A 19,338-nucleotide genomic window follows, 5' to 3' on the forward strand; every position below is an offset into this window, starting at 1 on the left:
AATTTACTCCTTAAACGTCATCCGTTTATAAATCTGTCTAGTGCGCTCTACATCAGCTTTGTTATATTCGGCAACTTCGGCAATACGTCCGGATTGGACGTAACCCCATACCTTTGAGCCGTCAATATCATCACTTTTGCCGTCAATCCCTAAAGCAAGGCATAAATCATTCATGCTGATTCGATTACCCACACCAGCCCACTCAACCATCGTATCGAACACCTGCTTATCCCATGCTTTGGCGTGGATTGGGAAATAGGCAAAAGGTTTTACTCGGTTTACAATGGCACGTTGGTAAACAAAGCGAATATCAAACGCAACGTGGTTGTGGCCAATAAATACCGGCGGAATATCTTTATTTGCCTGGTAATGTTGGTTTAGGTATTGGAAAAAATCTGTCAAGATACGTTGTTCTCGATCAGCCCCCTGCCAATCTGCTAGATAAAACACCTGCACTGGGCTGTCATCAATAGCGCAAGCAACAGAAATAATCTCGCCGAACGTACCGGAAAGTGCAGTCTTTTCTACCGCCGTTTCTTTGTTGGCTTCCAGCCATTTTTGAATGGCTTCTTCACTTTTGTAATTCGCTGGGGGTGAAAGAGTTTCCAGCACTTTTTGGGCGATGGTTGCGTTTTGTGTTGGGATTGTTTCGATGTCAAAATAAATGTTCATAGATTTCCTTAAAATGGCATGTTGGTGTAATATTTTTCAATGATTTCTAAGGCGTGCTGTGGGTTGATCGCACCGGATAAAAGCCATTGTTCAAATTGGTTTAAATTCTCCGCTTGAAATTGAGCAAAAGTGCGGTCAATTTCGAAGCGGTTTATGATGATGTCATTGCGTGGTTCAAAATACATAATCAACTCCAGTGTGCTCCTTTTGTTTTAACTTTACCTTTACCTTCTTCCACCTTGCGCAAGAGTGTTTTTCTCAAGGCGATCTCTGTTTCGCAAAGTTCTTCAGCGCAATGATTTTGGCTTTTCCAAGTAACTTTTCGCCCAATGTATTCCACCGCCTGATAACCCAAATCTTTTGGATGTGGCTCAATTCGATAATAGCGGCTCATCTTTGCTCCTTATCTCGCTCCGCCTGCAAAAGTGCGGTCAGTTTTAGCAGTCTTTTTTGTTCGGTTTCGGTGAGGTTTGGTTGCCAATCACCGTGTTCTTTCCGCCATAATTTACGGGCTTCTTCTCGGGCTTTTTGGCTGATTTGCTCGCTGAGTTCGTTATCGTGCCAATCGGTCGGGTTGCTGTACGCTTGGGATATGCCAAGGACTGCTATAACAGCAATGGCGGTTAAAACTAAAACAAGGCATTTATTGCCAAGAGATGATAAAAACTCAAAGATTGATTTGTGCATAGTGGTTTCCTTTTGGTTTTCTTCAAAAAATACGGTGCGTGAACGCATTGCGGTTTGGTTACGTTGTTGACGTTTTCTGCGTTTCTGTCGTTTGTTCATTTTTGTTTCCTTTTTAATCAATTTGCTGAATTTAGGGTGAAAAAAAACCTGCCTAAGCAGGTTTCATGTGATGTTGAGTTAGACTATTCTGAGACGGAAATAAGGATTTTGGAAAGTAAGCTCTGCTAGATCGCTTAATGGGATATTTAGCTTTTTTTCAATTTCCTTATTCGATATTTTATGTTCTCTCAGTAACAAAGTAATTTTATCTAGAATTTGTGATGTTTCTCTTTTTAGCATTCCATTTGGCTCAGCTGTGCGATACCCATATTTTCCAGCAGTAATCTGTAGTTGTCTATAATGCCATTCAGTTGAAAGTTTTAGGTCAAATGTTCTTTTTATAAGTGCAGCTAAAGATACATTCCAATATTTTTTCAGCTCTATGAGCTGTTTGAAAGATGGCTGCAACGGTACAATGGCTCTAACGGCACTTTCCGGCATTAAGAATGCCGAGGCAAATTGATTTGCTTCAGTCTCAATAGCTTTTTTATTCGTGATATCAGCTCTTTTATGTAGGAGTAGATGACCCAGTTCATGGGCAGCATCAAAACGACTACGTTCAGGTGTTTTTTGATTATTTAGGAATATAAATGGTTGCTCGTCTATCCAATAGGAGTAGGCGTCAACTTCAACACAATCCTGAGTGAGTGAGTATACCCGGATACCTTTTGATTCAAGTAAGTGAACTATATTCGGAATAGATTTTTCTCCAAGCCTCCAATATTCTCTTAGCTGTTGGGCTGCTACAGCAGGATCAGGGGTGCTTTCTGAATGGTTAAATTCGGGGATATCAACCTTAGGAAGATTAAATCGTTCACCAAGCCATTTATCAAACTCCATTGCAATGGAACCGGCACTGAGTGCGGCATCTCTTTTCTTTGCACTCATTCTAGCCATTGAACGAAAGCTAGCCGTTTCAGCTTTAATTTGAACAAGATCATCAGAGAAAAAAAATGGAATAGGGTAATTTAGTGCCTTACTTATTTTTTCCACAATAGCATCTTGCTCAGTTAATTCTTTATGCCCATTTTCATAACTTGATAAAGTTCTTGATGTAATATCAAGTATCTTTGAAAGTTCTATTGCAGTGAGACCACGGCGTTCTCGAGCAAGTTTTAGTCTTTGTGGATTAAACGATAAGCTTTTCATATTTCATTTGAATTTCTGTTTCTGGATTTTCGGCAAAATTAGGTTGTTTTTCTGTCACAATTTCAGTGTTATCAAGAGATAATGAAATTCGGTGAGAAAAACTATCTATACGAGAATGACGATCAACACTTTCAGGATAGCCGATATTTGCAACGTACTGCTCGGTTTTAAAATCAGCATATAGCATTATTACCCATATACTCATTGAAGGAAACGAATCATTATGTTGTATACATTTAAGTGTTTCTGGAAATAGATCTGGAGCAAGTAAACTATCTTCGGTCAAATGCAATAATTGCTTGGTATGCTTCCCACGTTTACGTAATGATAAGGGATAGCTTTCTAAGGACTTGACCTCTTCGGTGACACGACAATAATACAACCCAATATTAAGTTCCTTATTATATGCTAATTCTACACCCCACACATTGATAGAATCAAACCCATGCTCTTTCAGTAACTCCCTAGTGTATCTCAACACATTATGATACAGATATGTACCCGGTGCGGTTTTAGCGCAAAAATTTGGAGGAAGAGAATTTATGTCTTTTATAGAGAGTTCAATTGCCTGAGATATCGTAGGCGCAAACTGTTTTAGCTTTTCTTGTTGTAGATCTAAAATTGATACAGAGTGACTTTCTACAAATTGATTTAAAGCAGCCATAATTTATCCTAACTTAGAATTGCCATTTCCTATAATTTAACATCATCTGATGTTTAAAAACAAGAAAATTATCTAGATGGGGATAAAAAGCTGTTTAATATAGAGGGTGATATCAATATTATTTCCATAATGAAACCCTCTTTGCTTGGTGGTATAATGCAGAGTAGCTAAAATTTATTTTCAATCACTTAACAAAGAGGGTTTTATTATGAACAACCTTGCTCATGGTTTATATTTGTCCTTAAATGGAACTCACGGTATGGATTGCGACACATTGGTTATTAAATTGTCATCCCCTACGAAATATGGTTGGTCTTTTGATAAAATAGATCCAGATCCAACTGTAAATCGCCCAATTTTTAAGAAAGATTTCAATAATGAAATAGTTAACATATATCTTTATTACAGTACGGAGGAAAATGTATGGCATACTGCCAATGTCCTTCATCTGGATAATCAAGATAACTCATTTTCTGAAGTAAAGATGGCTCTTCAAGATTTTAGTAATCATATTAAAGAATGTATTGGTCAAGAACCAACTTTAAAACTGGTGCTGAATTAAAAATATCGTTAAACCGCATTAACTGTTATTTCTGTCTAGAAATTTCTTGGGTGGATTGAACCTAGTGCGGTTTTTAATGGTTGCCTTTCTTTATACTTGCAAGGCTCAAGTCACCTAAGGAATTAAATTAATTCTCTATGCCCTAATCGCCGTTTCTGCGTAGCTCGAACCGTTGTTGATTTCGCTTTGCCTTTTGTGCAGTGGTAATTGGTGATATCAATCAGCTTTTTCTCTCTGCCGGCAAGGTTGATTGCTTTTTCAACGTTGTTGCTTTTCGGTTTAGCGGCTAAGGCACTTTGCTTTTGGGCGAGACGTTTAGCCCGTTTGAAGTTCTTTGCCGGATTTTTTGTGATACTCATAGATTTCCCTCCTTCCTTATTTCAAACCGCATACAATGTGATAAATCCGATACTTTGTCATTTCGGTGTAACCTTGTTACCGTCAAATCGATTTTTCCTGATTTAAGAGAGTGTACGGTTTGAAATAAGTCTTGTTTTACTGACCGGCAGCGTGGGGGTATTAAACAAGCTAACCCAAACCCACTTAACCAAATTGTGTCGCACACCGTAGAAAGCTGATATAAGTAATGCAATCTCTTAATCACTTACGGTGTGTTGATTTTTAAAGAACATCCGCCATCTCTGCTAAATCTCGGTTAATTTGGTGTAATTACACTTATTTAACCTGCTAGGCGGTCAAAACATTTTCTTCTCTCTGTTGTTTTGATGTGGGTATAATACATAATGTATTTATCATTGTAAATACTTTTTGTATTATTTGTGGAAAATAAAATACATTAGGTATTTATATTGTTGATTTTTAAGGAAATAAATTTTCGATAAGGTTGTTTGATTGCTTGTTTTTTGAACAAGAATAAGAAAAAGAAAGAAAAGTGCAGTTGGTTTTTAGGAGAATTTTGGATAAATGAATGGGAAAAGTAGGACGTTATGTCGGCGAAATTGGTTTCGTTGAGATAAAAGAAAACCGCCACAGGGGCGGTTTGTTACTTTTTCTTCTTACGAGCCTTTACTTTGCTTTGTTTCCGTTTCTCTTTACTTGCGGCTACTTTATCTTGATATTCTATCCACCATTCAGGATTTCCATCAGGATTGCATTTTAATATTTCTGCTAATCCAACTCCAATACTAAACGATTGAATACCATCAATATGTTCTGCTAAATCGTGAGAAATCTCTTGTTTCAGAGGGTTTAATATAAAATCGACACCTTTTATTCTTGCTTGTTTTGCCGCCGGTACAAAATCAGAATCACCTGCTATAAGAACAATTACATCAACAAGTTTCTCATAAGAAAGAATGGTAATATCCATTCCTAATTTCACATCAACAGACTTTTGGGTTATTTCATAATACCAATCATCATTGGTTAAATCTTCCCATTTTTTCTTCCCTTGGCGGAGTGCTTTCAGGGTGTGTTCGTTAAGTCTCCAATCTGTTGATTGCAATCTCCCCATTCTCAATGCAGTTTTACGATTCTCTTTTAGTTTTAAATGGAATTCAGATCGTAATTTGTTCATTGGTTCCGCTTTGAAGTTTTTATCTCGAGGTGTTGTTTCGCCTTTCTCTGGGTGTGGTAGCTTAACCTGCTTATCAAGAGGTGGGCTATCATAATAATAAATTCGGTAAAGTTCTTGCGCTTCTCTTCCCGAGTGTTTACCACGTTCTATCTCTGTGTGAAATCTAACTATTCTCCACATTAAATCTATTAAATTTTCAGCTGTGATATTCTCACCTTTAAAGTATTTTCTTGCAAAGAATCCTACTTTCGCAAAGAAAAAACCTCCATCAATTAAAATTGCTGTTTTCTTCATTCTTATCTCATAAGTAAAAACCCATAACAACCGTACAGATAGTAAAAATGGTCTGTGAGCTGCTATGGGTTCCGTCTAATTTCCTGTCCAATTTTAATCTTTAATCGAGCATTGTCAATTAATTTATTAAAAATTTATAATAATTTACTAACAGCTCAACTTTCTTTTCAAGAACATTTATAATCATTCCTCATTCTTTACATCACTGAAAAAGTCAAAAGGGACATTGTAGTAGCCGAATTTTGTTGGTTTTGCTTTGTAGCTCTTTTGTTGTGATCCATTCCATATGGCACCTTTAGATTCAAGAATCTTTATTGTAGCGATTCTTTGCTCATTGTTGACTTCCATTATTTCAACTATTGCAAAATCACCGAATTGCCAGCAATCTGTATCATTTGTGTGAATTTTGGCCAAATAACCTTTCTTAATCGTTTTTAAATCCCAGAGATGTTTTTGTGGGTAAAAGAAATATCTCTCTTTCATTTCAACTCCTATAAATGTTCTATCTTATCCCTTTCTTCTCCAACCTATCTGCTGAGGGCTTGGTATCCACCCCAACGCCAATTATGCTTTAGTGATTGGGCGTTGGTATCCGGTTACAAATAACGTCTATGTTCCACGGCTACGCCAATAATACGAATATCTTGTTTTAAGGTGCTGAGTGTTGGGAATACCGGATTAAGAGGAACAAGTTCAAAATGCGGCATACCGGAGGATTCGGATATTTCCCCTAGTTCTTTATATTGTTTGAACGTAGCTTCACCATTACCATTTACGGCTGCAACAAATTGCCCCGGATGGGGATAAAGTCCAGTGTCGATAAGTACAAGATCGCCCTCAGAAAATTTATTTTCCATAGATTGCCCTTTGATCTCTAAAAAGAATCCTTCACCTTCTGTATCAATGTTTGACTCTAGGTATTCATAGCCATCTGAAAAGGTGTAATCGCAAGTTTCGGTGAATGTTCCCGCTTGAATGGCACTTAGCAGTGGATAGCTATAAGTTTTTTGTAATGTTGCAGGTGCAATGTTTTCATCAAAAGGTTCTAATGTTCCATCGGAATTTAAAATTACTTTTTCTTCCCCTGTAACTTCAAGCATTTTAGCTACATCATTAAAGTTTGGTGTTCTACGTCCAGTCAACCAATGACCGATAGCGCCTTGGGTTTTACCCATTGCTTCAGCAATATCCTCTTGTTTTTTACGTGACTGATTCATTTTGTCACGAACATATTCATTCCATTGTTTTTTCATTTATCCACCTTTCAGTTATCAGTTTAATTATTACGCATTGTAATAATTATTCAAAATACCAATTGTATTTTCCTCTTTACATTATCAAATACATAAAGTATTATTGTTAATTGTTTTCTAGGAGAAAAATATGAATCGTATTTCAGAGTTCAGAAAAAAGATCAATCTGACTCAGCAGGAACTCGCCAAGGAAATCAATATTACACAAGGCGCAATTGCTCATTATGAAACTGGCAGACGTGAGCCACCAATTAATATAGCCCAGAGAATTATTTCTGTGATGAAAAATCATGGCATTGATTGCACGCTTGACGAGTTATTCCCTGCTGAGGGCTAATTTACCAAATCCCCAAAAAACGAAAACCATAAAAAACCAAAGGAAATTATGGCGATGAAAAGGATTATCCGAGAAATGATCGAGAAAGTGCCGGGTGGTAAATCTGCGGTGGCGGGTTTTCTCGGCTTTAGCGAAGCGGAATTAAATAACCGCTTGTATCAAACCAAAGGTCAGCGGTTTAAATGCGAGGAGCTGATTGCAATTCAGCAGGAATACGGGGTAACGGATTTCACGGACGAAATTTGCCGATTATCCGGTGGACGTTTTGTGCCTGATGTGGCGACGAATGATTTAGACAATCAAGAAATCTCCGTGCTTCAGCTACAAGAACTTTCTGCCCGCGGTCTGCTTTATTCCGCATTAGAACAAGCCTTACAAGACGGGGAAATTACCTCAAGCGAGGAAGACAAAATCCGTCAGGCATTAAGTAAACACCTTACGGCAACACAGCTTTCGATCGAGAGTGTGATTTTATTAAACAAGCGACAATAAAAAACCACGGCTGCAACCGTGGTTAAGAAGGAAGCATTCCTATGAGGAATGATACTAAATACAAGACACATTCTACACGTCATTCCTCTTTTTGGCAAGCCTTGGAATATCGAAAACGGTTGATGAAGTTAATTGAGCAAGGGCTTTCAATTGATGAACTTGATAAACAATCCGATAAACTTTTTAAGGAGTTGAATGATGGGCAATGTAATTAGAATCGAAGATTGGTTTCAATCCAGAGATGAGAAACCGGTTGAACAACCAAAACAGCAAGGTGTGAAGAAAGTGAGTGTTGATGATGGCTTTACGGCAATTCCGAATGAATTGTTATTTGCAATCGGTCAATTTGGTTTTACGCAACGTCAATTTAATGTGTTGATTGTCGTGATCCAAAAAACACTTTCTTGGCGTAAAGAAATGGATTGGATTAGCAATGCGCAACTTTGTGAACTTGTCGATTTACCGGATGAGCAAAAAGCCAGTAAGACAAAACAAGAACTTGTAAAAATGAGGGTGCTACGTCAAGAGGGTAAGAAAATTGGTTTGAATTTAACCATTTCCGAGTGGAAAAAAGACGATTGCACAAAACATGCAAACCTTGCACAAAACGTGCAAAAAAACTTGCATAAATCGTGCAATAGCGATTGCACAAAACATGCAAACACAAAAGAAACTATTACAAAAGAAAAAATAAATACCCCCTTACCCCCTAATGGGGAGAATTTGCCTGACGGCAAATTCAAGACAAGAAAAACGCGTAGCGTTGGAGAAAAAATAGATTTTGACAAAATCGCTGAACTTTGGAATCTCGAAAACGAAGAAAACGGGGGGAAATTACCTTTCGTGGAAAAAATTAACGATGAGCGAAAGCGAGCGATTAAGAAATTTCTTGGTGAGCTGAAAGCACCAACGGTGGAATGTGCAGAAAGATATTTTCAGGCATTTTTTGAATCGGCAAAACCACACCATTTTGGCGAAAACGATCGTGGTTGGCGAGCTAATTTTGATTTTGCCATTAAGCCAAAACAAGTTTTGAGAGTTCGCGAAGGGGCATTGTAATGAATCAAATTAAAACCGTGCCATACAGCCTTGAAGCCGAGCAAGCGGTGATTGGGGGCTTGATGTTAAATCAATCCACAGAACGTGCGCAAAACGTGCTTGCGATGTTAAAACCGGAAAGTTTCTATGCCTATCAACATCAGCGTATTTTTACCGAAATGCAAGCCTTGTTGAAAGCCAATCAGCCGGTGGATTTACTCACGTTAGATACCCGTTTGAAAGCACAAGGTATCAGCGATGAAGTTGGTGGGTTGGCGTATTTGGCAGAAATATCAAACAACCGCCAAGTGCCGGGAATATTCTCAGTTACGCTCAAATCGTGCGAGAGAACGCAGTAAGCCGTTTTGCCTTGGGGAAATTACAGGATTGCGAAAATTTGTTGTTAGACAAATCTGCGATGACGGTGGCGGAACGATTAGACCAAATCAGCCGATTAGTCACGGAAATTTCCGACCACGCCAAAGCCGGTAAAACCCGTGGATTACGTAACGGTCGTGAGGTGTATGGGGAATGGTTTAACGAATATGAAACCCGCCGTACACAACCGCAAGCGGTAGCCGGGCTTTCTACCGGTATTACGGCGTTGGATAAATTACTGGGTGCGAAGAAACTCGTTAAACAATCCCTTGCGGTGATTGGCGCAAGACCAAAACAAGGGAAAACCGCTTTGTTCGCCACAATCGCCACAAACTGCGTGATTAACGAGAAGAAACCTGCGTTATTGTTTAGCCTTGAAATGTCGGATAAAGCCATCTTTGAACGTATGTTTAGTCAGCTTGGCAATGTGAATAGCCAAGTCTTTTATGATGACCCGGCTGAACTTGAGAAAGTCGGTATTTCAGTGGATGCGGAGCTTTCAAAATGTGTGGATGCGGTGGGGAAACTAATCAAAGATGATTTGTTGTTTATTGACGATACACCGGCAGTCACAATGGCGCATATTCGCAATGAATGCCGCCGTATTAAACGCCAAAAGGGGGAAATCGGGCTAATTGCGGTGGACTATCTCACCTTAATGAAAACTGATAAAGCCGAGCGTAATGATTTGGCTTACGGACAGCTCACCAAAGATTTAAAAAACCTTGCGCGCGAAATGGATTGTGTCGTGTTGTTGCTCACACAACTTAACCGAAATTTAGAAACTCGTGGTGATAAACGCCCATTGCCCAGTGACAGCCGTGATACCGGACAAATAGAACAAGAATGTGATTATTGGTTCGGGCTTTACAAAGAACACACTTACAACCCACAAGCCGACCCGCATTTAACGGAAATTTTACCGCGTTTAAATCGCCACGGTATCACCGGCAAAGTGTATGTAGAACAACGCAACGGTGCAATTTTTAACTGCGACCAAATGGAAGCAGAGCGCAAAGCAGAAATTGGCAAGCCCGAACCGAAACGTAAGCCTTATGCGAAGCAGGAGTTTTAAGAAAATGACAGAGAAAACCGCTGAATTTAACAAAGACCATTACCGCACGCCACGCTATGTTTTTCATTGGTTGGAACGCCGTTTTTATTGGTTTCACATTGACGGTTGTGCAAGCTATCACAATGCATTGTGTTATCGCTATATCGGTGAACCTGCACCGGATGGATACGGTGACGATGATATTCCGTTTCCTGACAATATTTCGGTTGCACCTGATTTCTTGGCAGATGATTTGTTTGAAAAGCTACTTGATGAAGTGGTTGAACAGACAGAAATGTTACGCATTTTCGTCAATCCCCCTTACTCCAATCCCTTACCTTTCGTAGAGCGTGCGGCGGAGTTGAAAAAGGCAGGCTATTTGGTAGTGATGTTATTGCCGGCAGATAAATCTACGAAGTGGTACAAGGTAATTCAGGAGAACGCCACAGAGGTTATCGACATCATTGGCGGACGGATTAACTTTTTACATCCGGTTACCGGTGAAGAAGTGAAAGGCAACAACAAAGGTTCAATGGTGGCAGTATTCGATCCGTTTATGCAGGGTTTTGTAACCCGTCAGGTGGAATTGGATTTTGTGAAAAAGTGCGGTGGGTATTATGGCGCATAGCGTTGATAAAATCGTAAAAGAACATGGGAAACGCTATAAAGCAAGACTTCGCATTCAAGTGATTAAACTTGCCGGCGGATTACTTAGTCCACTAAATGATATGGAGGCGGAAGCTCTTAATTCGTTGAAAACAGGTGAACAATATGAAATCGAAGTTATTCGTACCCGCAATCCTGCATTTCATCGCAAGGTGTTCGCTTTCTTCAATTTCTGCTTTGAGCATTGGGCGGCAGATAAAACCGAATGGCAGCATTTTGATGAGCGTAAACAGTTTGATACGTTCCGGAAAAATCTGACGGTGCTTGCAGGCTTTAAGGAAGTCACCTACACCTTAGACGGCAGTTTACGGGTGGAAGCTGAAAGCCTGAGTTACGGCAATATGGAGCAAGACGAGTTTGAGCGGTGTTATTCCGCCTTAATCAATGCGGCCCTTAAACACGTTTTCGGCAACACCACCGATGAGAATGTAATTAATCAGCTTTATGCGTTTTTTTAGGGAGATGGAATGGAATTTAATGGCTTTATCGCTTTTTGTTTTGCCTTGGCATTTTGTGTGTGGCTTGAGAGTTATTGGGATAACCGGAGCAAGTAGAAGTGGCTAAGAAACCAAAAGAATACAAATGCAAAGTCTGTGGCGATTATTTTGTAAAAACCGTGAGTAGTTTACAAAAGGTTTGTTCGCCAAAGTGTGCGCTTGAGCTTGCTCAAAATAACGCTCAGAAAGCCCGAGAGAAAGCCGAAAAGCAAAAGCTAAAGGAACGTAAGGCGAAATTAAAAAACCGTTCTCAGTGGCTGAAAGAGGCGCAAAAGGTGTTCAATCAGTTTATCCGTTTACGTGATAAGAATGAGCCTTGTATCAGTTGCGGAAACTATCATCAAGGGAAATACGATGCTGGGCATTATCGCAGTGTGGGGGCTTGTCCTGAGCTGAGATTTTGTGAGTTGAACGTCCATAAGCAATGCGTACCTTGCAATCAACATAAAAGTGGTAATGCGATTGAGTATCGGATTAACCTTGTAAAGCGAATCGGTGTTGAAAAAGTGGAATGGTTAGAACGACAAGACCACGATGTAAAGAAATACACTAAAGAAGATTGTAAGGAAATTATTAAGTATTACAAGGCAAGAGTGAAGGAGTTGGACGGTGAATTATAGTGTTGAACGCATTTTAGAAAAGTGGGGAAGTTGTTGGGGGCGAGCAAGAATCGGTACGGAATATCCCTTCATTACGCCTAGCATTCCGGTATTACCCTTGAAACCAAGAAAAGCGTGGTTGAAACATTTAAGCGATGAAGAATGTTTGAAAATCGAAAGTGCAATTATGGCACTGCACTCGGTAGATTTATTGGCTTATCAAGTAACAATGGCGATGTATGTTCAGGATATGGGGGAGAAGGATATTACTACGGCATTAAATATTTCAAGGGCAACGATGTATCGCTGTCGTGGTAGAGGGGTGAGATTTTTACAGGGTGCATTTTCTATACTGGATGTAAAATATCATTACATCGGCTAGCAGTTATCTTAATTGTGATCTCCGTCACGGAAATTTATGAAAAATAAGGTAAAATCCGTATTTTCACTAATGGAGATCTTTTTATGAAAAAATTGTTATTAGTTACAGCGTTAGGTATTGTTTTATCTGCTTGTAGTGGTGGAGGCGGGGGTGGTAGTTCAACTTCACCTGCGACACCGGCTAAAGATAATTCTCAATCTAATGCAAATTCGGAATCTACGGCAAAAGGCTCACTATCAAGTGTAAGAAGTGATTTACAAGATCAAGTAAAAGCACTGAAACAGGTAAGTGTTGGGGGCGTTGTTATTGATTTAGCTTCTGAAAATATTGGCTTTGTTGAAAAAGATTTGGGCGGTAATATCAAAGGTAAAGCGTATAATCAGGCATACTCTGCGATTGGCTATGCTTTGCCAAAAAATGTTAAAACCGATCAATATGGACGTGTTGTTGATGGGCGAGCTTCGGTAGATGACATGGGGGAATTTGGTTTAGGAACGAAATTTGAGGACTTACCGGCAACTGGTGAATATCGTTATTCAGGCGTTTCATTTGGTGCTAATAGTGAAGGCAAATTATCATTAAATGTGAACTTCGCAGACAAAACCCTAAGTGGTGCGATTACAGATCGTAAATTACTTTCTAGTGGTAAAGAGTTATTTGATATTAATCTGCTTAAAACAGATATTAGACGTATCAGTCAAGGTGGAGAAGAGATTCATTTTGCAGGTGTAGCTAAATCAAATGTAGATGGTTATGAAGTTCGTTCTGGCTATGGCGGTAAATTTATGGGGCCTAATGCTGAAGAAGTGATAGGCTATGTTGCAGATGATAACGCAAATCCTTATGAAGCATTTGCAGGTAAAAGATAAACCTTAGTGTGAAATAATAATATTCAAAGCCTCTTGACTTGAAGGGGCTTTTTTATTTATAGTGTGTTCAAGCTCTCAAAAGGCTTATGCAAAACGGTTACTCACCCCGTCAGTGTGATTTTTTGTATCTAAGACTTTTTCTTCTCTATGCCATTCATTGAATCAGAATACCAATCAATTCCACATCAATTTGCTCAATTTAAAGTGGCACATATTGATTATATTATTGATTTCTCGTCTGATCGTGATGTGATTGAAAGTTTATTTCCTTTAGATCAACGTATTGAAAATTTATTAAGAAATCGCAAAACGTACAGTGTCAAATTTGGTGTGAAAGCCTACTATGAAAGCACCGAGCCTGATGTAGATTTATATGCTCCGCCCGTAAATCATCAATTTAAAAAAGCCGATATTCAGCAATTAAAAGAGCAACTTGAAACCTTGCTCTATAAACACTATTTAGCTTATCAGCCTGAATGTTACTTCTTTATCGCAGAGCGTCCATCATTAAGCAGAATGTATCAAAAAATGTGCGACAATCGCCACCCACTTATGGTAGACTTTATTCCAGTAACGCAATTAGGCGACAATGAAGACTGTTTTATTATCAAAACCCCAAATTATCAGGAGGGATAAAATGTCAGAAAAAAAACTTACCGCCAAAGAGCTAAAACGACAAGCAATGCAAGCCTCTCGTTTAGCTTACCAACAAGCAAAAAAACAATGATTTTCTAAACCCTGCTTTACAAATGCGGGGTTTTTCATTATCATTCATCTCAAGGTGTCAGAACCTTATATCACAAGCGGTAATCCGCAACCGAAAACCTATGCGGTTTTTTTGTACCTAAAACTTTTTCTTCTCTCTGTTTTAGTATAGAAAATGGTAATTTTAATCAATGTCGAGAGGGCGAGGAATACAATACCTTCGGGGAATAACTCCAGCCAACTTGTGATGGCTTCTGAACCTCTCGACGCCCAAAAGGTATTTGTATCATACGAACACCTTTGAAATATCAGAAAACTTCACAAGGAGTCAGAAATGACAAATTCAACTCAACTTCAAACTATCCAATTCCATAATCAATCTTTAATTACTTTTGAACAAAATGGCACGCATTACACTGCGATGAAACCGATCTGTGAAAATATCGGTTTAGACTGGAAATCTCAATATGCCAGAATTAAACGTGATGATGTATTAAATTCAACTGTGGTCATCATAACCATAGTTGCAAATGATGGAAAAGAACGTCAAATGCTTTGCCTCCCAATCCAATACCTAAACGGTTGGCTATTTGGTATTGATGTAAAACGGGTAAAACCTGAAATTCGTGAAACCCTGATTACTTACAAAAAAGAATGTTATCAAGCGTTGTTTGATTATTGGAATAAAGGTGTAGCGGTAAAAAGTGCGGTCGAAATTGAAAAACTTTCTAAAGATCATCAGACGTTCATCAAAAACCTTGTAATGGATCGCACTAAACGATTACCGAAAGAACATCAAGCCAAAGCAGCGATTACCCAGTGGTCGGCACTCAAAACCCACTTCGGTAAAAGCTACAAAGATATCAATGACGATCAGTTTGTGGAGGCGGTAAGTTTGATAGCGAGATTGCCACTTGAGGGGGAGTTGATTGAACCGAAGAAAAATGGACTTTACAGCTTTGAGTTCACAGAATACGAACTTCAAGAACTGGCTTGGCTATGGTTTGCATTCAAACGTGGTATAGGTACATTCCAACATATTCATAAAGCATTTAAAATGCTCGGCTCAAATATGAGCGGACAAATCTACGGGCAGGCTTACGAATATCTCAGTGTTCTACGTTCTAGTAACGCCATTTTGCAACGAATCACGAAAGATATCCACTTTGATGAAGATTCCAACTGGCGAGTGTTAAAGCATCTACGCCAATTTAACCCAAAAGCCAGAGAACAAACCTTCTAAAACTCCCCCAAAACCGACCGCACTTTTGAAAGAGAGTGCGGTATTTGTGCTTTTTGTAAAAAAGTCTTGATTTTGTGAGACTAAAAGTATATCATTTATGCCATAGTGCGGTTTTTGCACGTAAGCAACGCACAAATGAATTTTAGTAGCCCTGATTTAGAATAGTCAGGGCTTTTTATTAGGTAGTAACCTATAAAATTACTCTGTTAGCTCAACAGGATAGAGCAATGACCTCCTAAGTCATCGATACCGGTTCGATTCCAGTACAGAGTGCCATAAATCTGATACAGCCCTGAGCAGAAATGCTTGGGGCTTTTTTATTGCCTTCAACACAGGGGGCGGAGCATGAAAACAATGTTTAAAGACGCAGGCAATCAAAGTATGGTGTGGTCGGGTTTTTCCGGTTTGCTTGCTTGGCTTGGCGATCAGCAAAATCTGATGTTATTAAGCCTTGCTGTAGGTATTCTGACGGCGCTGGTGAATATGTATTCCAAATGCTCAGAAGGTCAAGCGAGGAAGCGTGCGGAAGAACGTGAAGAAGAAATCCACGCTTTGAAAGTACAACAATTAAAACGAGGGTTACGAGATGAGCCTTAAAAAATTTGCCGTAGGTGGCGTTTGTTCGGTTGCGGTAATTATTGGGGTAGTGTTATCTGAATATAGTGACCAAATCCGAACGGGTCAGACCGGATTAGAAATCATTGGCAATGCAGAAGGTTGTCGCCGTGACCCGTATCGATGTCCGGCAGATGTATTAACTGTGGGAATAGGCTCAACAGAATTTGGTGGTGAGAAAATCGATCCAAATAAGCGTTATTCGGATAAGGAAATCGCTGACCGTTGGGCAAGAGACATTATGACAGCTGAACAATGTGTGAATCGTTTTGCCAATGGTGAGAAACTTCCACAAGGAGCATTTGAGGCGCTAACCTCACTAACCTTTAACGTAGGGTGCGGAAAACTCAAAACATCTACTATTTACCACTATGCCAAGCAAGGTGATATTCGGGCAATGTGCGAGCAATTTCCCCGTTGGAAATATTCTGGCGGAAAGATTTTAAAAGGTCTTGTTACTCGCCGAGAAAAGGAAAGAGCATTATGTTTAAGCGATTTGAAAGTGCGATAAAACTCACCGCACTTTTTTTCATTTTGGGCTTGTGTGCGTGGTTATGGCACCAATCAAATGTTATTACTGAGCTAAAAGCTGTCAACCAAACGCAAGCCCAAACCATTACCAAACAAAGTGCGGTCATTTCTCAGCTTAAATCTCAAGCGGAAGAAAACCAACGCTTAACCCTTGAACTCAGCAAACAAGAATCAGAAGCACGGAGGAAAGCCGATGAAGTTATCAACGCTATATCAGCGCAAGAAAAAAGTAGTGATGCTTACTATAGCAACGCTCCTCGCAGTGTCATTGAGTTCCTGCGCCAAGACTGAGCCGGTTGCCTGTCCTACACTTCCTGCAGCCTTTATCGCTCACTTAGATAAAACGCCTTTTAATGGTCGTACCTATGGAGACGTAACACAGTATGCAGTCATCTTAAAACGTGAGCGTGATGTATGCCTCAATCGGATTGATAAGATTCGAGAATGGCAAGTAGAACAAGCGCAAAAATAACTCACTGCAACTTCAGTTTGTCTAACATCTTTAAATTGGTAGACTCCAAGCCGAAAGGTAGGTTACGTTAGGACTAAAGACTAAATAGCCCGATCAGAAATGGTCGGGTTTTTTATTATCCCAAATTTAATAGGAGTCCAAGATGAACCTACAAAAAATTGAAAATTTTGAGCAATTCTTAAAGGTAGATGACAAGCAACGTATTGTGACGAGCTCTCTTCATATCGCTACAGTATTTGGCAAACGTCACGATAACATTATCCGTGATATTAAAGCGTTAGTTACTGAACAAGATTGCGGTGAGTTTGCTCTCCTCAATTTTGAGGAGACCTCATATATTGATAAATGGGGTAGAAAGCAACCAATGTATCAAATGACTAAAAATGGATTTTTACTTTTGGTAATGGGATATAGAACCAAAAAAGCAATGAAATTCAAAGTAGAGTTTATTAAAGCCTTTGATTTAATGCGTGAGAAATTACAGCAAGAAGGCTATAGCTTGATGCATAAATATAATGAATTGTGCATTGAACACAAAGCGAAAAGAGCATTTGCGAGCTTATGTGGTAAAGGGCTGAACGAATGGAAAGGCGACAAGCCCGTGCTGGAAGCAACTTTAAAGCTCTTTGAAGACAAGATGCAAATTGAACTTCCGATTAAATAAGGATTTAACCTATGCCGAGTAAAAAAGACGAGGTGAAATCCACGTCTAAAGGCGTGGGGAAATTAACACCAAAACAAGAGAAATTTTGTCAGCTTTATATTGAGTTGGGGAATGCGAGTGAGGCTTACAGACAGGCTTATGATTGTTCAAAAATGACAACAAAAACAATCAACGAAGAAGCAGTAAAATTATTGAACAACCCCAAGATTACCCCAAGGGTCGAGGAACTTCAAAATGAACACAAACAACGCCACAATTTAACCGTTGATCAGGTTATCTCGGACTTAATCGAATACCGTGATATTTGTATGGGGCGAAAGCCACTGAAATTAACTACAGTTGTCAAAAACAATCAAGAAGGCACTGCAAATGCGGTAGATACGGAATGTTTTGTGTTTGAAGCCAGCGGAGCAAATAAAGCCTTTGAACTACTCGGCAAGCATTTGGGCATGTTTACTCAAAAAGTGGATATGACTTCCAGTGATGGTTCAATGGCGTTAGGTTCACTCAGGGATTTATTTGCCAATGACACAGAAATTGATTAGCAAATTCTTACCTTTTATTGAACCACATCGCTACAAAGTGGCTTATGGTGGTCGTGGCAGCGGAAAATCGTGGACGATTGCCCGCCTACTGATTGAAATTGCCCGCCGTTTCCCCAGCCGTTTTCTCTGTGCGAGGGAATTGCAAAACTCCATCAGAGTGATTCCGTGATTCAGTTACTTGCCGATACCATTGAGCGTTACGGCTATCAAGCCGAATTTGATGTACAGAAAAACAAAATCTACAATCTGCGAACCGGTGCGGTATTTCTATTTTACGGTATTAAAAACAATCCAACCAAAATTAAATCCCTTGAAGGTATCGATATTTGTTGGGTGGAAGAAGCAGAAAATGTCTCAAAGGAAAGCTGGGATATTCTCATTCCAACCATTCGCAAAGACGGTTCGGAAATTTGGATTTCATTCAATCCGAAGAATATTCTAGACGATACCTATCAGCGATTTGTCGTGAATAAACCAAGTGATACCGCCTTACTCAAAGTCAATTACAATCACAACCCTTTCTTCCCCGAAACCTTACGGTTGGAGATGGAAGAATGTAAGGAAAGAGATTTTGAACTTTATCGGCATATCTGGGAAGGCGAACCGGTTGCCGACAGTGATTTGGCGATTATCAAGCCATTGTGGATTGAAAGTGCGGTCAATGCTCACCTTAAATTAGGGTTTGCTGCAGCAGGCAAAAAACGTATCGGCTTTGATGTGGCGGACGAAGGTGCGGATAGTAATGCAAATTGCTTTGCCCACGGCTCAATCGTACTGGATTTAGAGAGTTGGCAATCGGGCGATGTGATTTACAGTGCGGATAAAACACACGAATGGGCATTAAGCCATCAAGCCGATGAAGTGGTGTTCGATTCTATCGGTGTTGGTGCAGGTGTAAAGGCACGTTTCGCTAGAACAGAAAGCCGCATTCGCTTTACCGGTTTTAATGCCAGCGGTGCGGTTGTCAATCCCGAACAGGAATACCTTGCCGGCAAAACCAACGGTGATATGTTCGCCAATGTGAAAGCACAGGCTTGGTGGGCTGTGCGTGATCGGTTTTACAAAACCTATCGTGCCGTTACCTTTGGCGATCAATATTCTGCAGACGAACTGATTAGCTTGAGCGGTAATTTGCCGAACCTTGACTATCTTAAAGCCGAACTTTCACGTCCCCGTGTCGATTATGACAATAATGGTCGGGTGAAAGTGGAAAGCAAAAAAGAGATGAAAAAACGGGGTATTCCGTCTCCGAACTTGGCAGATGCCTTGATTATGTGTTTTGCCCCATTGGAATACCGCATAATGCACCAAACGCCGCTCAGTATTTACTAAGG

General features: G+C 39.7%; 31 protein-coding genes, 1 tRNA gene and 1 pseudogene. 23 read left to right on the top strand and 10 right to left on the bottom strand.

The features are described 5' to 3' along the window. Positions 1–3: 3 nt before the first annotated feature. The 6 genes from IHV77_RS09760 to IHV77_RS09785 all read right to left on the bottom strand — a co-directional run bounded on the left by IHV77_RS09760 (position 4) and on the right by IHV77_RS09785 (position 3,271). Positions 4–672 (bottom strand): ribonuclease H-like domain-containing protein, encoded by a 669-nt coding sequence (locus IHV77_RS09760; protein WP_194811769.1) that lies wholly within the window; start codon positions 670–672, stop codon positions 4–6. Between the two features lie 8 nt (positions 673–680). Beyond that, positions 681–857 carry a hypothetical protein gene (locus IHV77_RS09765; protein ID WP_194811770.1) on the bottom strand — a complete coding sequence of 59 codons (177 nt, stop codon included), beginning with the start codon at positions 855–857 and terminating at the stop codon, positions 681–683. A gap of 2 nt (positions 858–859) precedes the next feature. Next, positions 860–1,066 (bottom strand): hypothetical protein, encoded by a 207-nt coding sequence (locus IHV77_RS09770; protein WP_194811771.1) that lies wholly within the window; start codon positions 1,064–1,066, stop codon positions 860–862. After that, positions 1,063–1,458, bottom strand: coding sequence for a hypothetical protein (locus IHV77_RS09775; RefSeq protein WP_194813302.1), 396 nt, complete (start codon positions 1,456–1,458; stop codon positions 1,063–1,065). Before IHV77_RS09775 ends, IHV77_RS09770 begins: the two co-directional genes overlap by 4 nt. 78 nt (positions 1,459–1,536) lie before the next feature. Next, on the bottom strand, positions 1,537–2,607 hold the full coding sequence (locus IHV77_RS09780) for a helix-turn-helix domain-containing protein (protein ID WP_194811772.1): 1,071 nt from the start codon (positions 2,605–2,607) through the stop codon (positions 1,537–1,539). Beyond that, positions 2,588–3,271, bottom strand: coding sequence for a hypothetical protein (locus IHV77_RS09785; protein WP_194811773.1), 684 nt, complete (start codon positions 3,269–3,271; stop codon positions 2,588–2,590). Before IHV77_RS09785 ends, IHV77_RS09780 begins: the two co-directional genes overlap by 20 nt. 208 nt (positions 3,272–3,479) lie before the next feature. Between IHV77_RS09785 and IHV77_RS09790 the strand changes: the two genes are divergently transcribed. Then, positions 3,480–3,833, top strand: a complete 354-nt coding sequence (locus tag IHV77_RS09790; RefSeq protein ID WP_194811774.1) for a hypothetical protein — start codon at positions 3,480–3,482, stop codon at positions 3,831–3,833. Between the two features lie 122 nt (positions 3,834–3,955). On the opposite strand, the gene IHV77_RS09795 is transcribed toward IHV77_RS09790, so the two are convergent. The 4 genes from IHV77_RS09795 to IHV77_RS09810 form a co-directional block, all read right to left on the bottom strand. Next, a complete protein-coding gene (locus tag IHV77_RS09795; protein WP_194811775.1) occupies positions 3,956–4,192 on the bottom strand; it encodes a hypothetical protein in 237 nt (78 codons plus the stop codon). Between the two features lie 644 nt (positions 4,193–4,836). Beyond that, a complete protein-coding gene (locus tag IHV77_RS09800; RefSeq protein ID WP_194811776.1) occupies positions 4,837–5,664 on the bottom strand; it encodes an NYN domain-containing protein in 828 nt (275 codons plus the stop codon). A 183-nt stretch (positions 5,665–5,847) separates the two neighbouring features. Further along, the gene (locus tag IHV77_RS09805) at positions 5,848–6,147 is read right to left on the bottom strand and encodes a hypothetical protein (protein WP_194811777.1); all 300 of its coding nucleotides are present in this window, start codon (positions 6,145–6,147) and stop codon (positions 5,848–5,850) included. A 113-nt stretch (positions 6,148–6,260) separates the two neighbouring features. Continuing rightward, the gene (locus tag IHV77_RS09810) at positions 6,261–6,917 is read right to left on the bottom strand and encodes a LexA family protein (protein ID WP_194811778.1); all 657 of its coding nucleotides are present in this window, start codon (positions 6,915–6,917) and stop codon (positions 6,261–6,263) included. A gap of 130 nt (positions 6,918–7,047) precedes the next feature. On the opposite strand from IHV77_RS09810, the gene IHV77_RS09815 reads away from it, so the two are divergent. The 22 genes and pseudogenes from IHV77_RS09815 (at position 7,048) to IHV77_RS09915 (ending at position 19,336) form a co-directional block, all read left to right on the top strand. After that, the gene (locus IHV77_RS09815; protein WP_194811779.1) at positions 7,048–7,254 is read left to right on the top strand and encodes a helix-turn-helix transcriptional regulator; all 207 of its coding nucleotides are present in this window, start codon (positions 7,048–7,050) and stop codon (positions 7,252–7,254) included. Positions 7,255–7,302: 48 nt separating this feature from the next. Next, complete coding sequence (locus tag IHV77_RS09820; RefSeq protein ID WP_194811780.1) at positions 7,303–7,746, top strand: YmfL family putative regulatory protein; 444 nt, start codon at positions 7,303–7,305, stop codon at positions 7,744–7,746. A gap of 41 nt (positions 7,747–7,787) precedes the next feature. Further along, positions 7,788–7,961, top strand: a complete 174-nt coding sequence (locus tag IHV77_RS09825) for a hypothetical protein (protein ID WP_194811781.1) — start codon at positions 7,788–7,790, stop codon at positions 7,959–7,961. Next, positions 7,945–8,805, top strand: coding sequence for a replication protein (locus tag IHV77_RS11890; RefSeq protein ID WP_228550007.1), 861 nt, complete (start codon positions 7,945–7,947; stop codon positions 8,803–8,805). Before IHV77_RS09825 ends, IHV77_RS11890 begins: the two co-directional genes overlap by 17 nt. Next, positions 8,805–9,143 carry a DnaB-like helicase N-terminal domain-containing protein gene (locus IHV77_RS11895; RefSeq protein WP_228550008.1) on the top strand — a complete coding sequence of 113 codons (339 nt, stop codon included), beginning with the start codon at positions 8,805–8,807 and terminating at the stop codon, positions 9,141–9,143. The genes IHV77_RS11890 and IHV77_RS11895 overlap by 1 nt, the downstream gene beginning before the upstream one ends. Continuing rightward, entirely contained in the window at positions 9,125–10,237 is a 1,113-nt protein-coding gene (locus tag IHV77_RS09835) for a DnaB-like helicase C-terminal domain-containing protein (RefSeq protein ID WP_228550009.1), read from the top strand. Before IHV77_RS11895 ends, IHV77_RS09835 begins: the two co-directional genes overlap by 19 nt. A 4-nt stretch (positions 10,238–10,241) precedes the next feature. Then, positions 10,242–10,844: a DNA N-6-adenine-methyltransferase gene (locus IHV77_RS09840; protein ID WP_194811782.1), complete on the top strand. Its 603-nt coding sequence runs from the start codon at positions 10,242–10,244 to the stop codon at positions 10,842–10,844. Then, the gene (locus IHV77_RS09845) at positions 10,834–11,340 is read left to right on the top strand and encodes a DUF1367 family protein (RefSeq protein WP_194811783.1); all 507 of its coding nucleotides are present in this window, start codon (positions 10,834–10,836) and stop codon (positions 11,338–11,340) included. The genes IHV77_RS09840 and IHV77_RS09845 overlap by 11 nt, the downstream gene beginning before the upstream one ends. Before the next feature lie 98 nt (positions 11,341–11,438). Continuing rightward, a complete protein-coding gene (locus tag IHV77_RS09850; RefSeq protein ID WP_194811784.1) occupies positions 11,439–11,999 on the top strand; it encodes a recombination protein NinG in 561 nt (186 codons plus the stop codon). Beyond that, positions 11,989–12,360 carry an antiterminator Q family protein gene (locus tag IHV77_RS09855; RefSeq protein ID WP_194811785.1) on the top strand — a complete coding sequence of 124 codons (372 nt, stop codon included), beginning with the start codon at positions 11,989–11,991 and terminating at the stop codon, positions 12,358–12,360. The genes IHV77_RS09850 and IHV77_RS09855 overlap by 11 nt, the downstream gene beginning before the upstream one ends. 83 nt (positions 12,361–12,443) lie before the next feature. Continuing rightward, on the top strand, positions 12,444–13,229 hold the full coding sequence (locus tag IHV77_RS09860) for a factor H binding protein domain-containing protein (RefSeq protein WP_194811786.1): 786 nt from the start codon (positions 12,444–12,446) through the stop codon (positions 13,227–13,229). Between the two features lie 147 nt (positions 13,230–13,376). After that, positions 13,377–13,865 carry a helicase gene (locus IHV77_RS09865; protein WP_194811787.1) on the top strand — a complete coding sequence of 163 codons (489 nt, stop codon included), beginning with the start codon at positions 13,377–13,379 and terminating at the stop codon, positions 13,863–13,865. Position 13,866: 1 nt separating this feature from the next. Continuing rightward, the gene (locus IHV77_RS09870) at positions 13,867–13,956 is read left to right on the top strand and encodes a transcriptional regulator (protein ID WP_194811788.1); all 90 of its coding nucleotides are present in this window, start codon (positions 13,867–13,869) and stop codon (positions 13,954–13,956) included. A 312-nt stretch (positions 13,957–14,268) separates the two neighbouring features. Then, positions 14,269–15,177 (top strand): phage antirepressor N-terminal domain-containing protein, encoded by a 909-nt coding sequence (locus IHV77_RS09875; protein ID WP_194811789.1) that lies wholly within the window; start codon positions 14,269–14,271, stop codon positions 15,175–15,177. 200 nt (positions 15,178–15,377) lie between these two features. Then, positions 15,378–15,453, top strand: a tRNA-Arg gene (locus tag IHV77_RS09880). A 78-nt stretch (positions 15,454–15,531) separates the two neighbouring features. Continuing rightward, positions 15,532–15,774: a hypothetical protein gene (locus IHV77_RS09885; RefSeq protein WP_408635296.1), complete on the top strand. Its 243-nt coding sequence runs from the start codon at positions 15,532–15,534 to the stop codon at positions 15,772–15,774. Further along, entirely contained in the window at positions 15,764–16,303 is a 540-nt protein-coding gene (locus tag IHV77_RS09890) for a lysozyme (RefSeq protein WP_194811791.1), read from the top strand. Before IHV77_RS09885 ends, IHV77_RS09890 begins: the two co-directional genes overlap by 11 nt. Then, positions 16,276–16,614 (top strand): DUF2570 family protein, encoded by a 339-nt coding sequence (locus tag IHV77_RS09895; RefSeq protein ID WP_194811792.1) that lies wholly within the window; start codon positions 16,276–16,278, stop codon positions 16,612–16,614. Before IHV77_RS09890 ends, IHV77_RS09895 begins: the two co-directional genes overlap by 28 nt. Beyond that, a complete protein-coding gene (gene lysC / locus IHV77_RS09900; RefSeq protein WP_228550010.1) occupies positions 16,592–16,795 on the top strand; it encodes an Rz1-like lysis system protein LysC in 204 nt (67 codons plus the stop codon). The genes IHV77_RS09895 and lysC overlap by 23 nt, the downstream gene beginning before the upstream one ends. A gap of 142 nt (positions 16,796–16,937) precedes the next feature. Continuing rightward, positions 16,938–17,459 carry a Rha family transcriptional regulator gene (locus tag IHV77_RS09905; protein WP_194811794.1) on the top strand — a complete coding sequence of 174 codons (522 nt, stop codon included), beginning with the start codon at positions 16,938–16,940 and terminating at the stop codon, positions 17,457–17,459. Positions 17,460–17,470: 11 nt separating this feature from the next. Continuing rightward, the gene (locus tag IHV77_RS09910; RefSeq protein WP_194811795.1) at positions 17,471–18,004 is read left to right on the top strand and encodes a terminase small subunit; all 534 of its coding nucleotides are present in this window, start codon (positions 17,471–17,473) and stop codon (positions 18,002–18,004) included. Then, positions 17,985–19,336: pseudogene (locus IHV77_RS09915) on the top strand (PBSX family phage terminase large subunit). Before IHV77_RS09910 ends, IHV77_RS09915 begins: the two are co-directional and overlap by 20 nt. Positions 19,337–19,338: the final 2 nt, after the last annotated feature.

Origin of the sequence: Rodentibacter haemolyticus, assembly GCF_015356115.1 — a bacterium.
GTDB classification, from domain to species: Bacteria; Pseudomonadota; Gammaproteobacteria; order Enterobacterales; family Pasteurellaceae; genus Rodentibacter; species Rodentibacter haemolyticus.